Annotated in this window: 17 protein-coding genes; 3 read left to right on the forward strand and 14 right to left on the reverse strand. The window is 36.0% G+C overall.

Annotated features, from left to right (window positions below):
- Positions 1-6 precede the first annotated feature (6 nt).
- Positions 7-1548 carry a SagB family peptide dehydrogenase gene (locus V7S50_RS05760; protein WP_242251009.1) on the forward strand — a complete coding sequence of 514 codons (1542 nt, stop codon included), beginning with the start codon at positions 7-9 and terminating at the stop codon, positions 1546-1548.
- Between the two features lie 30 nt (positions 1549-1578).
- Here the strand turns inward: V7S50_RS05760 and V7S50_RS05765 are convergent, their stop codons facing one another.
- The 3 genes from V7S50_RS05765 to V7S50_RS05775 all read right to left on the reverse strand — a co-directional run bounded on the left by V7S50_RS05765 (position 1579) and on the right by V7S50_RS05775 (position 4059).
- On the reverse strand, positions 1579-1989 hold the full coding sequence (locus V7S50_RS05765; protein WP_098555452.1) for a DUF3908 family protein: 411 nt from the start codon (positions 1987-1989) through the stop codon (positions 1579-1581).
- A 146-nt stretch (positions 1990-2135) separates the two neighbouring features.
- A complete protein-coding gene (locus V7S50_RS05770; protein WP_242251008.1) occupies positions 2136-2624 on the reverse strand; it encodes a GNAT family N-acetyltransferase in 489 nt (162 codons plus the stop codon).
- Between the two features lie 100 nt (positions 2625-2724).
- Positions 2725-4059: a CoA-disulfide reductase gene (locus V7S50_RS05775; protein WP_242251007.1), complete on the reverse strand. Its 1335-nt coding sequence runs from the start codon at positions 4057-4059 to the stop codon at positions 2725-2727.
- Positions 4060-4259: 200 nt separating this feature from the next.
- Between V7S50_RS05775 and V7S50_RS05780 the strand changes: the two genes are divergently transcribed.
- Positions 4260-4691, forward strand: coding sequence for a hypothetical protein (locus tag V7S50_RS05780; RefSeq protein ID WP_063224565.1), 432 nt, complete (start codon positions 4260-4262; stop codon positions 4689-4691).
- Between the two features lie 44 nt (positions 4692-4735).
- Here V7S50_RS05780 and V7S50_RS05785 read toward each other — a convergent pair whose 3' ends face one another.
- Positions 4736-5971 carry a TcaA 3rd/4th domain-containing protein gene (locus V7S50_RS05785; protein WP_242251006.1) on the reverse strand — a complete coding sequence of 412 codons (1236 nt, stop codon included), beginning with the start codon at positions 5969-5971 and terminating at the stop codon, positions 4736-4738.
- A 19-nt stretch (positions 5972-5990) separates the two neighbouring features.
- Complete coding sequence (locus V7S50_RS05790) at positions 5991-6776, reverse strand: zinc ribbon domain-containing protein (RefSeq protein ID WP_242251005.1); 786 nt, start codon at positions 6774-6776, stop codon at positions 5991-5993.
- A 195-nt stretch (positions 6777-6971) separates the two neighbouring features.
- On the opposite strand from V7S50_RS05790, the gene V7S50_RS05795 reads away from it, so the two are divergent.
- A complete protein-coding gene (locus tag V7S50_RS05795) occupies positions 6972-7805 on the forward strand; it encodes a hypothetical protein (RefSeq protein ID WP_063224567.1) in 834 nt (277 codons plus the stop codon).
- A 45-nt stretch (positions 7806-7850) separates the two neighbouring features.
- Here the strand turns inward: V7S50_RS05795 and V7S50_RS05800 are convergent, their stop codons facing one another.
- The 9 genes from V7S50_RS05800 to trpC all read right to left on the reverse strand — a co-directional run bounded on the left by V7S50_RS05800 (position 7851) and on the right by trpC (position 15691).
- Positions 7851-8822, reverse strand: coding sequence for a DUF4179 domain-containing protein (locus tag V7S50_RS05800; RefSeq protein WP_242251004.1), 972 nt, complete (start codon positions 8820-8822; stop codon positions 7851-7853).
- A gap of 4 nt (positions 8823-8826) precedes the next feature.
- On the reverse strand, positions 8827-9366 hold the full coding sequence (locus V7S50_RS05805) for a sigma-70 family RNA polymerase sigma factor (protein WP_242251003.1): 540 nt from the start codon (positions 9364-9366) through the stop codon (positions 8827-8829).
- A 158-nt stretch (positions 9367-9524) separates the two neighbouring features.
- Entirely contained in the window at positions 9525-10208 is a 684-nt protein-coding gene (locus V7S50_RS05810; protein WP_242251002.1) for a DUF2278 family protein, read from the reverse strand.
- A gap of 92 nt (positions 10209-10300) precedes the next feature.
- Complete coding sequence (locus V7S50_RS05815) at positions 10301-11800, reverse strand: L-lactate permease (RefSeq protein WP_242251001.1); 1500 nt, start codon at positions 11798-11800, stop codon at positions 10301-10303.
- 115 nt (positions 11801-11915) lie between these two features.
- Positions 11916-12275 (reverse strand): DUF4029 domain-containing protein, encoded by a 360-nt coding sequence (locus V7S50_RS05820; RefSeq protein ID WP_063224570.1) that lies wholly within the window; start codon positions 12273-12275, stop codon positions 11916-11918.
- Between the two features lie 73 nt (positions 12276-12348).
- Complete coding sequence (gene trpA / locus V7S50_RS05825; protein WP_242251000.1) at positions 12349-13125, reverse strand: tryptophan synthase subunit alpha; 777 nt, start codon at positions 13123-13125, stop codon at positions 12349-12351.
- A gap of 3 nt (positions 13126-13128) precedes the next feature.
- Positions 13129-14322: a tryptophan synthase subunit beta gene (trpB, locus tag V7S50_RS05830; RefSeq protein WP_242250999.1), complete on the reverse strand. Its 1194-nt coding sequence runs from the start codon at positions 14320-14322 to the stop codon at positions 13129-13131.
- Positions 14319-14933, reverse strand: coding sequence for a phosphoribosylanthranilate isomerase (locus tag V7S50_RS05835; RefSeq protein WP_242250998.1), 615 nt, complete (start codon positions 14931-14933; stop codon positions 14319-14321). The genes trpB and V7S50_RS05835 overlap by 4 nt, the downstream gene beginning before the upstream one ends.
- Entirely contained in the window at positions 14930-15691 is a 762-nt protein-coding gene (gene trpC / locus V7S50_RS05840; RefSeq protein ID WP_242250997.1) for an indole-3-glycerol phosphate synthase TrpC, read from the reverse strand. Before trpC ends, V7S50_RS05835 begins: the two co-directional genes overlap by 4 nt.
- Position 15692: the final 1 nt, after the last annotated feature.

Genomic DNA, 15692 nt, shown 5'->3' on the forward strand with positions numbered 1-15692 from the left:
GATTTCATGCAGCTAGATACTTTTTTACATCATCTCCATTTTTCTATTGATGAAATTATGCCAGATCATGAAGTGGATTGGGAAGATGCACCGCTTCCTTATAAAATATATCGAAATGTACCTGCAATTCCTCTCTCTTTAGAAATCCCATTATCTTTACCTAACCCTTCTACTACACCTACTTTGGAGGAAATTGGTCATTACCTTTGGTATTCATTTGGTTTAACACAATTGTGCCAACTAAATAGCGAGAAAATTTTATTCCGAAGGTCTATTCCTTCAGGCGGTGCTTTATATCCAAATGAATTGTATATATATTTAAAGATTGACGATTATCCATACGGCATTTACCATTACGACGTCGCACATCATCGACTTATCTTACTACGCGAAGGAAATTTCGACTCTTATATTACAGAAGCACTTGGCAATCGTTGTAACATACAGTCTTGTTTTGGTGCTGCATTTGTATCCACCATGTTTTGGAAAAATTTCTTTAAATACAATAATTTTTCATATCGTCTTCAAGGATTAGATAGTGGTGTTCTCATCGGCCAATTACTTGAATGTGCCAAACAATTTGGTTACACAAATGGCGTATATTTTCAGTTTTTAGACCGTGCAATAAATCATTTACTCGGACTGTCAGAAAGTGAAGAAAGCGTGTATGCTGTTGTTCCTTTAAGTACAGAACTACAAACTGATTGGTTTCACAATGATTACCGTGAAAATAAAACAGTTACTTCTCATGACCTGTTGCAGCAAATTCCGCCGTTAGCACATGAACATCTCGTTCGCTCAAAACATGTAGATGAATATCCAATGATATCAAAAATAAATGAAGCTTCTATGATTGAATCGACAGCACACTTCCAAACATTCGCTCATGAAGAGCGCTCTCAACATAATGCGCACGCTGTACAGCTACCGAAAGTAGAGCGGTTATCATACGATTTCTTACAACTTTGTAAACAACGGTATTCCCCTGATGCTGACTTTATTTTAACGAAATGGGATGCAACCAGTCTAGCTACTTTACTACAAGAAGCGAGACTCTCCTTCCCTTATTACAACGACCTTGATGGTAAGTATATAAATGAAAATGCACGTGTCTCATTATATGGATGTTTTTATAACGTAAAAGATATAGAAAACGGTGCTTACGCTTATAACAGTAAAACTCATTCCATACAACCTATACGATACGGAGATCTTCGTTATCCCCTTCAATCCAGCATGACGATGGATAACGTAAGCCTTTTTCAAGTACCGCTTTGCCTACATGTAATCGGAAAGAAAGATTACTATACACGCGCATTAGGCTATAGAGGATACCGTATTCACCAAATGGAAGCTGGTATACTCGTTCATAAACTCGTTTTTGCAGCGACCGCGATGGGGATGGGCGGGCATCCTTTACTTAGTTTTGATACAAATTCATGTAATCAGTTGTACGGGATAGATGTTGGAAATGAAACGTCACTTATTCAAATTCCTGTTGGAGCCTATCGAGCGCGGAATTGGTTAAAAGGGGATTTACGTATTTAGAAGCACGCCGGCTATCGGCGTGCTTTTTTACTAGATTAATTTAAAGATACTCTTAATTTGTCTTGCAAATAACCAATTTTTCGTACCGTAGTTATCATTTAAACTATCTAAATTGATAGCTTGTCCGTTAGCAAACTTTAGTTCTAACGTTGTATTTTTGTCATTTGTTTTTAAGTTGCTATGTGTAATGGCATCATACTTTAACTTTTCAATTTCAATATATTCGTCTTTTTCTTGTCCGATCACGACATGGTCTTGGAAGAAGAACAATACTTCTACTTTCTTACCGAAACAAAATACATTTTTCGTATAAATTAATGTCGCATTATCAAGTCCGACACATACTTCTTTCATCTCTTCAACAACATTTCCAAAGTCTTCTTCATGTCTTGCGTTTGATTCAGCAATCCATTCTTCGATTGTTTTCATGTTAATTGCCATACTGTGCCCCCTGGTTCGTTCATTGCTTTATTTAAAAATAAATACTATATGACAATATAAGCCATATGTACTATGTTTTCAAGGGTGAACGGTATATTCAAAATAAAATTAAATTTCAAAGTAATATACTAGGAGCATCCATCTCATTATATTTTAAACGTTTGAACGAGACATTCTTCATCATCGATTAACTGTGTTTTCTCATCAAATTCGATGTTTAGCTCCCTATATACTTTCTTCCAAAAAGAAACTGCTGGTATATTTTTCACAAGTTCGATAACGAAATATTGTCCTCGTTTCTCTTTTAGTACATTCTTAATAACTTGTTTACCGATTCCTTTCCCCTTGTATTGATTCAATATGAAAATGTCATTAATACCAAAGTCATTTTCCTTCTTTAAGAATGGACGTTCCAGTAGTAATAAAAATCCTACAATATCATTATCACTTTTAATAAAATACGGAGTAATTCCATCATTTACCCAAAACATGTGTAAATCTTCGTATTCAAAAAAACCATTTGTCCCAATCGTTATATGAGGAGTGAATGTAGAGAGGTCATGAAGATATAGTGCATACAAATTACGTAATATCTCTTTTTCTGATTCTTGAACTGCTTGAAGTGTTACAAACATTTTTAATGATCCCCTTCCCTATATGTAACTATTTCCCAATCCTCTTCATTCGACAAAAATGACGATTCCCCTTTAACGAAAAAATAGCACTTAAAAAGTGCTATTCCGCTCGTCTTGCCGCTTGCTGAATTGGATCCCAAACGCTGTTATATGGTGGTGCGTAACTTAAATCGACATCTTCTAAATCGTGAATGCTCATTTTATTGAAAAGTGCCATTGCGATTACATCAATACGTTTATCTACGCCTTCTTCTCCAATTACTTGTCCGCCTAATAATTGTTTCGTGTCAGAGCGATAGAGTAATTTCAAGTAAAGTGGTTTTGCATTTGGATAATAGCCCGCCATATTTGTCGAATCTACTTTGACTGTTTTATACGGGATATGTAGCCCTTTCGCCTCTTTTTCATTTAAGCCTGTTCTTGCAAGCGTCAGATCCATAAATTTAATAATGCCTGTACCTAACGTTCCTTTAAAGGCTCTTCGTTTATCAAGCATATTCAGTCCAGCAAGTCGCCCTTGTTTATTGGCAGTCGTTCCGAGCGGGATATGATCATGAATTTCCTTTATAACGTGGTAATGTGTCGCACAATCACCAGCTGCATATACGTCTTGCACATTCGTTTGCATATATGCATTTACCTCAATCGCCCCTTTATGATTTGTACGTATATTTGTTCCTTCAAGAAAATCAGTATTTGGCTTCACTCCAACAGATACTAAAACAAGGTCTGCTTTAAACGTTCCTTTATCAGTTTCAACTGCTTCTACTCGTTCATTCCCTTTAAACGCTTTTACATTTTCATTCGTTAAAATTTCAATATGATGTTTATCTGCTTCTTTATGTATATATTCCGCCATATCTGCATCATAAATCGTACCGATATGATCATTTCGCTCAATCATTCTCACTTTTTTACCAAGTTCGACGAATGTTTCTGCCATTTCCAGCCCAATTGCACCGCCGCCAATAATGGTTACATTCTCAACTTTATTCGTTTCTAGCGTTTTTAATATGCGCTCAGCATCCGGAATTGTTTTTAAAAGATGAACGCCTTGTAACTCTCGTCCTTCCCATTCTGGCATGACAGGACGTACTCCGGTCGCAATTAATAAACGGTCATACGAAAATTCAAAAACATCTTTCGTCTCCGTATGCTCTGCGTACACCATTTTCTTTTCCGTATCTACTTTCGTTACTTCATGTCGTACTTTCGCATCAATTCCGTATTTATCACGAAACGTCTTCACATTACGCGCGATTAATTTTTCCGTTGAAGCGATAGCACCACTAATGACATACGGTAATCCACACTGAGCGTACGAATAAATTTCACCTTTTTCTAACGTCACAACATTTGCATTTTCATCGTTTCTAACAATTTGCATAGCTGCACTCATACCAGCTGCATCTCCGCCAATAATGACATAGTTCACTTTACCACTCCTTCTTTTTTTACATACTCTTTACGCTTTCCATATTTTATAGAAATAACACCTACTTCTATTGTAAAGAAAGATAATTTCATCTTCAAATTTGGTGCACAAACCTATACTTTAATAGGTAACCGTCGTGTCTTATAAACAACATGTTTAATATGCTATAACAGTAACAATTGAAAGTAGGTGAAACATACATGTGCGCCGGCCTTCTCGCTCAGCTTCCAGATGAACCGCAAGAACCAAAAGAACCGAAACCCGCCCTCTCCCTTGACCAAGAATTTTCCATTAATGCAACAATATACAGCGCTCGTGCTTGGTTATCTAACGATGATACGTTTGCGCAAGATATATGGAAAGCTACCCAATTCGCTTCAGCATCACATGCTGGCAAGTCCATCTTTCCAGTCGGTTCTGTTAAAATTCTTAACTTTTCTGATGATACAATAACTGTTACTGCTTCACCAGAATCAGATCATGCGCTCAAAATAGTCGTACCACCCCATTCCGAGGCAGCTTTAACGTGTGGTCCTTTATCCCATATACAAGCTAGTACATCTGGAGGATCAAGTAAAGTCACATTTCTCTTTCACATCTTTTTCTCAAGGGATCCTGGTTCAGATAAATAACTATAAAAAAGGTACAGTTATGCACTGTACCTTTTTCACGTGTTCTATTCTCTTGATTTAATGAGTTCAACATTATAAGATTCAATATCCGTTAGCTTTCCTGTATAATACGGATTTTCTCTATACCAAGACTGTTTTGAAAAATACGCTTGCATATCTTTCGTTTGAAACATATGTCCATGTCTTGCGTATATTTCGTTTCTCGCTATTTTCAATTGTTCTTTCGATAAATATGTTAAGTCCCCACTCGTTAATTTTCGAATATCACTATCAGGAAAGATGAAGCCATTATATACATACTGAGTCGTAGCTGGCGGAGTAACATTGTAAACAACTGTTTTTTCTGTACTTTTCTTTTGGAATGGAAGATTATAAGTTGAAAATGCTGTTACCGTTTCTACTTTTGTCGTTTCCCGTCCACTTTCTCCATTTCGCTCTAAATAAATTGTCGTACTTCCATCAGTCGCTACCGGTCCCCACGTAATTTCTTCTCCCACCAGCACTGTAACTGGCTTTTGATTCACATATAATGTCGCACTAGGCACGTTCGTTTGCACTGTAATATATTGTCCTTGCAACGTTAAATCTATCGTTACGTTATTTTGGCTTTGTTTCATAAGTACAACCTTTTCCTCACGTGATAGTTTTACATAGTCATTTTTATATTCTGATTGAAATACTTGATTTCCTGGAAGAAACGGTCCATATTGCTTCTCAAACTTTTTGTCATCTGTTTTATCAATTTCTTTTCCGTTCATTTTTAAAGTTGTACCTTTTCCATTTGAAAGCAACGTCGTATAATACGTCCTCGCTTTCAATTTATACCGATCAAATAAAAAGAAATACTTTCCGTCTTTCGTTAACGAAAAATCTGCTCTTTCGATTCCGTTCCCTTGTTTTTCACCTATCCTCAAATGTTCTCTCAATTCATTCACGTAGGATGGATTTTCTTTTATATATGAAAATAGAGGCGTTAAACTCTCTCTCGTTACAGTAACTGATGGATCATCTGCGGTGACGATTTCAGCTAACTTTTCCCCGTCCTTCTCTTGTAAAATCGTAATCATCCGGTCCACTTGTGCCGCCTGCTTATAATACGATAATCCATACAAATACAGTCCCACACTCGCTATAACAAATAGCGTTAACAACGTAATGCCAATCTTTGCACCACCGCTCATGTTCTTCTTTACTACTGGACTTCCCCTCTTCATCCCGCAGTTTTGACAAAATTGTACACCATCTTCAAACTGAGTCCCACACTTTGTACATACATTCATCCATTCAACCACCTTTTCATTAGAAGCCAGTTAATCCCTGTGTAAAGGTTTGAATTATCGTACTAATGTAAGACCACAGTACAATGAATGTTGCAATTCCGATTAAAACATTTGCGATAAGAAGTGTGTAAATAGGATCTAATCCGCCGTTATCTAGTTTTACTATAGCTACAATTATACTAATTGACATATACGTTGTAGCCAGACCTAATAAGATTGGTAAGAAAAAGATTAATAAAAAGCTAAACAGAAAAGAAAGTACTAATATAGCAATAGCAGGCGTTGCTATCGTTCCCCATATACCGAATACTTCAAGAAACGAAAAAGATGATTTCATCATCTTCCCACTTACAAAAATAATAAATCCGACAAATAAAGTTAAAATTAATAAAAATAAAAAGACCGTTACAGAGTCCAAAAAGAATGTAGGAGTAGGTATATCTGGTGCAAATGTTTTCGTAACAGCTGCTGCAGCACTCATCATTCTATAAAAAATACATGCCCCTAAAAAACAAATAAGAACAAGACTTACAATTCCATTTCGTACTTCAACCTTGCCGCTTTTCATAATCGCTGTCGGTGCTTTAAAAGCATGTTTAAAAAACTGAAAATACCCACTCGCAAATCGCTTCGCTTGCTCTACCGTTTCATTCGTTCGAGTTTCCTTTGCTTGTGCTACACGCACTTGTTCCGGCTCTTCTTCTTGGCCACTACTTACCACTACTTCTTCCGTTAACGAATGTCCACAATTCCCGCAAAACCTTGCCTCTGTTGTATTTTCCGTATGACACGCCGAACATTTCATTCTCTCATCCCTCCTTTAAGCATATACCGTATAGGGTGTTACAAATTCAATATATGACTTTGGACATAAAACATGACTACAAGAAAAAGATTATGAAATCCTTCTTTCAAAAGAATATATATGCTAGCAATCTTGAGAAATAATGCTATTATGAAACAGAGCAAATAACATTTTTAACAGATTGGATGAAAAACAATGGAATTTGTAAACTCAATTGTTCAAATACTCCTTACAAGCGTAATCCAATTATTTTCTTTAATTGGCATTATTATTGTAATCGGATTTCTATTAGGCTATTTAGAATCTCTCACACGAATGTATTGGTCGAGAGCTTTCGGAAGAAAAGGATTCCTTTTAACAGCGTGGATTGGTGTCCCTATTCACGAACTTGGACATGCCATTATGTGTGTACTATTTCGTCATAAAATTGTAGCAACGCAGTTTTTCCCAACAGATACAAGTCAAGGTGCTTTAGGTTACGTACAACATCAATACAATCAAAAAAGTGTCTATCAACGAATTGGGAACTTCTTCATTGGAATTGGTCCTATTATTTCGGGTATTACAGCATTAATCCTTTTAATGCGCTATTTCGTACCAGATTCATATTTCTTATTTAATACAACTCTCGAAAAGACAATCGCTTCTACTTCTATTAATATAGAAATGGTTCAAAACATGCTCTTGTCGACGTTTGTATTGTTGAAAAGCTTATTTACAATAAGCAATTTATTAAATCCTTCCTTTTGGTTATTTTTATTTATCGCCATTTGTATTTCTGCACATATCGCTTTAAGTAAACCAGACATTAAAGGATCCATAGACGGTGTCATCGTCATGTTTATCGTGTTATTTTTATTCAATATAATAGCAGGACTTTTTCAGTACGACAGTAACCAGCTAATTGGACAGGTTATGAAATATAATATGTACCTCATTGCGTTTTCTAGCGTGGCACTGCTTTTCTCTTGTATTTCTACACTTGTTAGTTTTGGGTTTTCTAAAATAAGAAGAGGGCGTTCTTTTTGAACGCCCTCTTCTCTCCTTAAATAATTATTTATCAGCTTTAATAATTTATTGAATCGAAATAGGTGGTCCAATTGTTGTGTTTTCTTTCCCCGAATAAGGTACAAGTGAATATTTCCCTACTGATATATTAATTCCATCAAATCTACTAAAAGAAATACCACCATCTTCACTCGATATAGATGCTTCTTTAAATGTATGTGTTTTTCCAGATTCTGATTCGATTTTAAAATAAATATCTTCATTTGCACTTTGTGTCACATCATAATAAATTGTTGTAGAAATCGGCGTAGAAACTACTTTGTTAACAGTTACTTTATTACCATCGGATAAAGCAATTGTTTCATTTAAATCAAACGTCCGCTTCTCTTGTATCAACTGAGCTTGCGATACTTCAATATCAAATATCCATGGTTGCTCAATTACAGTATCCCTGTTGAATGTATCATAAGTAATTTCGATTTGAAGTTCATCGGTTTGTGGCATTTCACTTAACTCGATACCACCGTAGATTGTATACATAGAATCCTGTACTTCAATTGATTGTGCATCCTTTGTATTAGAAAAGTCACGCCCATTTATTCGTACCTGTGGAATTAAATATGTTTGATAATCAAATTTTACACCCTTCGCTGGCTCAAATGTTGAACTGATGAATAATTTATTTTCATCCATTAGTACCTCATTTAAAGTCAGTTTACCGTATTTATTTTCAGCGGTTTTCCCAATAGCCGTTTTATAGGGAGAATAGTCAAGTGGTTGCTGTTTATCAATATATTTTTCAATTAATCCCGCGATAAATGGCATATTTGCTAAAGATGTTTGTCCAAGCGGCACTGTAATGCTGACAATTAGCATGCAAGCTGCTGCGACTCCGAACCATTTTTTTGAATGTTTGTTTTTACGGAGCTTATTTTTCACACGTTTTTCCCACTGCTTTTCCTCTAGTTTGGTTAAGGGAGTCTCCTCAAACTCTTTGATATCCAACTGAATATCATTTAACTCTTTATAAATAGACATGCCCTCACACTCCATTTTTAAAAATAAAAATCTGTTTGAGCTTTTTTCGTCCGCGTGACAGTTTGTTATGAATCCATGACTCCTTCACGTTAAGATGGGATGCAATTTCACGAGACGGTACACCTTCTAAATAATACTTTTCAAAAATGTTACGATCTGTTACTGACAACTCACTAAGCAGTTCCTGTACGTCTAAGAAGTCATTTTGTTTTCTTTGTTCTTGATACAGACGATCACTAATCTCTGTACAGACAGTTTGTTGCTGATTTCTCACATTTTTCCGCTGATAATCAATTGCCCGATATTTTGCAATGGCTGCTATCCATTGTTTAAACGTATTTTTACTTGAATCAAATGAATCGATATGAAACCAAATCGCTAATAATACATCATCTAAGCATTCTTCATAATCTTGTTGATTGCTCTGTACATATCTTTTAATAATAGCGCTTAGTAAACCGCCGTATGTTTGAATAATAAACGTAATGCTTTTCTCATCACGCTTTTTTATTTGTTGCACAACATTTTCTTCCGTTATCTTCAAAGCTAGACCTCCTTGCACTGCTAATTAGTACCTACTTTCTAATACGAATAAAAATCAATAACCCTATCAGCATTTTTTAATATTACAAACATAATTTCATCACTATATATCTTGTATACAATGAGAAGAGCTAGTCCATTTTGAACTAGCTCTTCTCATCAGTTATTTCTCTTATAATCACAATGCTCAACCGGAACACGAGCATGCCCCTCCTCATCGGTACACCATGACTGTGATTGGAAGGCAAGAAAGATACCGATCCATTTTTCTTCCTTCTCAAAGTGAATGAGTATGCCTCCGTCTTGCCATATACCATTATCACCTTTCCATTTCTCTACATTCCCTTGATTCATATGAATATCGTGTATACCGTTTCCTGGTTCGAAATGAAAATAGGAATCCGGTATATTTTCTTCTGGTCCCCACCTTTCACCAAACGCATAAATAGTCGCTTTTTCTTCTATTGCTCGTTTTATATAATGTTCTATTTTTTCATTTAAATCATTATCTACTCCTGCTTTTTCAGCAGGTAAAGGAATCATTTGTTTCGAATCAAATAAATTACCTCTTACGTAGTCTAAAGCTACTTTCGGTTCATTGTTTTTTATTTCTGTAAAACCGAATGGTAACATCGGTAAAATACGAATCGCCTCTGACCGAATATTGTCGCTCGCAAAATATAAAACTTCTGACGGATAACTTTGCGATTTCACGTTAATTGCAATACGATAATCTACTTCTGCTTCGCCTTGTAAATGAACTTGATAATGAGGAGTTTTCCCTTTTCCAATCTTTGATTGTATAACTGTACCTTTTAGCACACCATAGTTTTTTAAGGGCATACATTTCATCTCCTATTCATTTAGTAGAAGCTTTTCATAATTTAAAGCATTATCCAGTAACAAAAAAAATCCTCCTAAATATAGGAGAATTTTTAATTTCTCAACATATACCAGAAAATAACTTCCACTACTATAAGTAACACCGCTCCAAAAATCATTAACGTCGTCTTCTTTAATAGTTCATTTTCACGATATGGTATGTTACATAAATACGCCCCCAGTGTAATCCGTGACGGGCAAGCGATTGTCGCTACTGACGATGCGGTGTTTTGCAGTGTTGTGACGTATTGCCACGGGAGTGCTACGTTTTGTGCGGTTTGCATTTGTAGTTTTATGAACATCGCATTTGATCCTGCATTGCTACCTGTTAAAAAGCCACCGATACCACCGATGAATGGAGCAACGAAAACGAAAAATGTTCCAAATGTTTCACCAGCTGTTTTTGCTAGTAATGAATGCATGCCAGATGCGCCCATTAGTTCTGAAATAGCAATAAACATTGTCGTTGTAATAGCGAACGGGATCCATTGTTTTATCGTTTGTGAGATTGATTGTTTCATAATATTAGATGGAATTCGGAAGAAAATGATTGTAAATAAACAAGTCATACCTAGCCAAAAACCTGGCGAATATAGTAGCTCTAGTTTGTAAGAGTATGATTTTAAATCAAGAACCGCATATGATCTGAATACATCATGGAATGCTGGAACGAGGCGAGAAAGCAAAATACAAACGGTTAGAAATATATAAGGGCTAATAATTTTTATAATAGATACTTCTCTCTCCGTTGCCGCAGCATGTTCTGTCATTAGATTTTGCCCACTTTTTCCTTTTAATTTAATGATAAGAAAGCCCAATGTAATGGTAACGATAGAACTTAATATACCTGCTAGTTCAACACTTACGTACGCATTAGACAGATAGATTCCGAGAGAAAATAATAGAAAGAAACCAAGTCCTTCCTTCCACTTTTCTATAACCGCTTGCCAGCCGCCAACAACGTGTAAAGAGAGAATGACGAAGTAAGCAAACATCGGAATACTTAGTAATGCTGTATTTGTACCAAGTATTGTAAGCGGCATATTGATAAGCTGCGAACCAATAATCGTACCAGTTGCCATTGCGCCCCACGAACTAGCTAGTAAGCCGATAAAAGAGAGCAGTACAGCTTGAAACGGTTTATAACCTAATGAAAGAAAAATAGGTGCTGCAACCATGAAGCCGATTCCGAATCCACTTACTGATTCAATTAGTGGGCAAATACCGAAACACATAAGAAGCATTTGTAATAAACGATCATGCGTAACCTCTTCTAGAAAACGTGCTACTTGGTCGATGTACCCCATTTTGTTCATGAGGTGAAATAAAAAAATACCGAAAAATAAAACGTACCCGACAATGAAACAAATTAACCATCCTTTAATCGTTGCGTGCACAGTTTCACTTATCCCTAGTTGAAACGTTGGCGAGAGTAAAACGATTCCAACACATACCGCATAAGAAATTAACGAGGATCTTAATGACGTTTGTTTAAATAAAAATAAACAAATGAAAATCATCATAATTGGGATAAGTGCCAACAATATGGCCATGTTATCATCTCATTTCATTTAAAATACAATTTTTAACTATTATATAACAGATGTCATATTTTTCAATTGTTTTTACAACAGATTCAAAAAAGGAGCTGTTTAGCTCCTTTTTGAATCACTCCCATTTTCTATTATCCTGAAAAACGGTTTGCTTCCCAATTATTTTTCCTAACACAACAAATACAATATAAACACATATTGCTTGCATTACAATATTCCCAAATTTCATTAATTCAAATGAATGAATCCATCTGAATAATTCATTTAATAATACAATCGAAACGATACTAAATAATTCTATACTAATCGAAAATATACATATTTCTAAAATAGATTGCTCTTGAATCCGATTTAAGTTGGAAAAGATGAATACATATCCTAAAAATAGAGCCATCAACTCTATTTTCGTCATGCTAATAAGCCAAGCGTATAGTGGTACAGTTAAAAGTAGATATAGTAGTTTACGTCTTAGCATGCCTTCTCACCTCTAAATTATATGTATTTTCTGTATATTTTAACATTTATTACTCAAAACAAAAAGAAGAGACTCATGCCTCTTCTTTTTGTTTTACTGCCTGTATTAATTCACATATTTCTTCTCGTTTTTCATTTTCTAAAAGCTCAATAACTTTACTTCCAACGACAACACCGTCACATATTGTAATCATTTCTTCTACATGTTCCTTTGTTGAAATACCGAACCCTGCCACTACCGGTAAATGCGTATGTGATTTTACTTTTTCTAAGTAACTATGAATCTCATCTTTAAAGTTTTGACGTACTCCTGTTACGCCCGCTACTGTAACGGCGTAGACGAACCCTTCTGATTCACTCGTAATTTTTTTGATTCGCTCAATTGGGCTCGTAACGGTAACGAGTGGGATTAAAGCGATATTTGCAGTGCGGAGAAGCGGTGCAATAATGTCTTGTTCTTCATACGGTAAGTCTGGAACGATAATACCATCCACACCAGCCTCTAAGCATCTCTCAATGAATCGTTCTTTTCCGAATGCAAGTACTGGATTTAAATATGTCATGAGTACAAATGGAATTTGTACTTCTTTCCTTACTTCTGCTAGCGCTTGAAAGATACCTTTTACTGTTACACCACTATCTAACGCTCTTTTTCCTGCTCTTTGAATCGTTGGACCGTCTGCAACTGGATCTAAAAATGGAATGCCAATTTCAACGATACTTGCCCCTGCTTCATCTAGAAATCGAATTCTTTCTTTTAGTTTTTCAAGGCCACCATCTCCACCCATTACATACGGAATAAATGCTTTTTTACCATTTTCAAACACTGCTTTAATTTTTTCTACTCCCATTTTTTACACCTCTTCCATATAACGTTTTATACTCTCTACATCTTTATCACCACGGCCAGATAAGCAAATGACAAGTCCTTCATCTTGCTTCATTTTCGGAGCTAATTTTAATGCATATGCAACAGCATGTGAACTTTCTAACGCTGGGATAATCCCTTCTTTTTTCGTTAATAATTGAAATGCTTCTAACGCTTCATTATCTGTAATCGAATGATAAGAAACACGCCCAATATCTTTTAATAAACTATGTTCTGGTCCAACGCCTGGATAATCTAGTCCTGCTGAAATAGAATGAGCTTCTTGAATTTGTCCTTCTTCATTTTGCAGAAGATACATCATCGATCCGTGTAAAACACCGACACTTCCTTTCGTTAAAGTGGCTGCATGTTTTTCTGTATGAACGCCTTTTCCAGCTGCTTCAACGCCGTAAAGAGCAACTTCTTCATCGTGTACGAACGGATAAAACATTCCCATCGCATTACTACCACCGCCAATACAAGCAACGACCGCTTCTGGTAACTTTCCTTCTAACGCTTCATATTGTTTTTTCGTTTCTTTCCCAATTACACTTTGGAAATCACGGACAATTTGCGGGAATGGATGCGGTCCGAGAACGGATCCCATAATGTAGTGCGTATCATGCACATGTGAAACCCAGTAGCGAAGCGCCTCGTTCACCGCATCTTTTAATGTACCGCTACCTGCCGCTACACTTTCTACTTTCGCTCCGAGTAATTCCATTCGGAACACATTTAATTTTTGACGTCTCACATCTTCTTCTCCCATAAAGATGACGCATTCTAATCCGAGAAGGGCACATACAGTAGCTGTTGCAACTCCGTGTTGTCCTGCCCCCGTTTCAGCGACAACTTTTTTCTTACCCATTCTTACTGCAAGAAGTGCCTGACCGATTGTATTGTTAATTTTATGAGCTCCTGTATGGTTCAAATCTTCACGTTTTAAATAAATCTTTGCACCGCCGCAATACTTCGTCATATTTTCAGCGAAATAAAGCGGTGTTTCTCTCCCTACGTACGTTTTTAAATAATGATTTAATTCCTTTTGGAACGCTTCATCTTGCATCGCTTCTTTATATGCTTCTTCTAGTTCCAATACAGATTGCATTAACGTTTCTGGAACGTATCGTCCTCCGTATATACCGTAATGTCCTTTTTCATCTGGATATGCGTAGTTCATTTGGAACACTCCTTCGCTTTTATAATAAATTGTTTTATTTTCTTTAGATCTTTTTTTCCTTCAGTCTCTACTCCACTACTCACATCCACCATATATGGCTGAATAGTTCGAATTGCTTCTTCTATATTAGAGATGTTTAATCCACCAGCTAATATCGTTTTTGATCGCAACTCGTTTGGCATATGCCCAAGTAGTTCCCATGAAAATTTCTTTCCATTGCCTCCGTAAAACTTTTCTTTTGGGCTATCAAACAATATATAATCCACTTCATATGTTTGAGCGTTTTTCATATCCTCTTCTGAAGTTACTCCGAGCGCTTTTATAGACGGAATATTCAATTTTCTGATTTGATAATTATCTTCATCCCCATGTAGTTGCACATGTGTTAACCCGCACTCATCTGCAATTTTTTGAATTACTTCAACTGATTCATTTACGAAAACACCGACTTTTAACACATTTGCTGGAAGCTCCTGAATGATTTCTTTCGCTAGCTCTGGATTGATTTTTCGCTTACTTTCTGCAAAAACAAATCCGAGTGCATCTGTTCCGTATTCGCAAGCACGTTTTGCTGTTTCCATATCAGTGATGCCGCAAATTTTCACTTTCATACGTTCACCTTACAATCTTCAAAAAAGGTACGAATAGAAGATGATGTCATAAGCGCTTCTCCAACTAATACACCTTTTGCTCCTGCTTTTTTAACACGAATAATATCCTCTTTTAAATGGATACCACTTTCGCTAATCCAAAGTAATTTCTCCCCATTCAATCGTTTTCCAAGCTTTTCTGTTTGGCCTAAATCGACTTCAAATGTTTTCAAATTACGGTTGTTAATACCAATAACGTGTGGATTTAATTGGATTGCAATTTCTAATTCCTGTTCATCATGAACTTCAACGATCGCTTCTAATCCTTTTTCTAGTACGTAGCTATACAGCTCTTTTAATTTCTCTTTCGTTAAAGCGGCTACGATTAGTAAAATAATATCTGCACCAGCTTCATACGCTCTATCGATTTGAATCTTATCGATTATGAAATCTTTACATAAAAGAGGAATGTTACTTTCTTCTCTTGCCGTTTGTAAATCATGAAAAGATCCTTTAAAAAATTGTCCGTCTGTTAAAACCGAAACTGCTCCTGCGCCGCAATCTTCATATGTTTTTACTTGTTTTCGTACATCAACGTGTAAATTAATATCTCCTTTTGATGGTGATGCTCGCTTTACTTCTGCAATGACAGTAAACTGCTGTAATGCTTCTACAAGTGAATGTGTCTTTCTACTTTCTTTTATTGGTGTATACGTTTCATATAATGCCGCAACTTCCGTTTTCTTTTGGTCTACAATTTTGTCTAAAATCGTCCCCACT

The organism is Bacillus sp. CCNWLW194 (assembly GCF_037120585.1).
Taxonomy (GTDB): Bacteria; Bacillota; Bacilli; order Bacillales; family Bacillaceae_G; genus Bacillus_A; species Bacillus_A basilensis.

Coding starts and splice junctions, on each gene's coding strand:
- V7S50_RS05790 (WP_242251005.1), bottom strand. CDS start 6,776: ATGAAATGTTCGGCGTGTCATACGGAAAATACAACAGAGGCAAGGTTT.
- V7S50_RS05810 (WP_242251002.1), bottom strand. CDS start 10,208: ATGCCCTTAAAAAACTATGGTGTGCTAAAAGGTACAGTTATACAATCA.
- V7S50_RS05800 (WP_242251004.1), bottom strand. CDS start 8,822: ATGTCTATTTATAAAGAGTTAAATGATATTCAGTTGGATATCAAAGAG.
- V7S50_RS05765 (WP_098555452.1), bottom strand. CDS start 1,989: ATGGCAATTAACATGAAAACAATCGAAGAATGGATTGCTGAATCAAAC.
- V7S50_RS05815 (WP_242251001.1), bottom strand. CDS start 11,800: ATGGCCATATTGTTGGCACTTATCCCAATTATGATGATTTTCATTTGT.
- V7S50_RS05795 (WP_063224567.1), top strand. CDS start 6,972: ATGGAATTTGTAAACTCAATTGTTCAAATACTCCTTACAAGCGTAATC.
- V7S50_RS05820 (WP_063224570.1), bottom strand. CDS start 12,275: ATGCTAAGACGTAAACTACTATATCTACTTTTAACTGTACCACTATAC.
- trpB (WP_242250999.1), bottom strand. CDS start 14,322: ATGAACTACGCATATCCAGATGAAAAAGGACATTACGGTATATACGGA.
- V7S50_RS05780 (WP_063224565.1), top strand. CDS start 4,260: ATGTGCGCCGGCCTTCTCGCTCAGCTTCCAGATGAACCGCAAGAACCA.
- trpA (WP_242251000.1), bottom strand. CDS start 13,125: ATGGGAGTAGAAAAAATTAAAGCAGTGTTTGAAAATGGTAAAAAAGCA.
- V7S50_RS05770 (WP_242251008.1), bottom strand. CDS start 2,624: ATGTTTGTAACACTTCAAGCAGTTCAAGAATCAGAAAAAGAGATATTA.
- V7S50_RS05785 (WP_242251006.1), bottom strand. CDS start 5,971: ATGAATGTATGTACAAAGTGTGGGACTCAGTTTGAAGATGGTGTACAA.
- V7S50_RS05835 (WP_242250998.1), bottom strand. CDS start 14,933: ATGAAAGTGAAAATTTGCGGCATCACTGATATGGAAACAGCAAAACGT.
- V7S50_RS05760 (WP_242251009.1), top strand. CDS start 7: ATGCAGCTAGATACTTTTTTACATCATCTCCATTTTTCTATTGATGAA.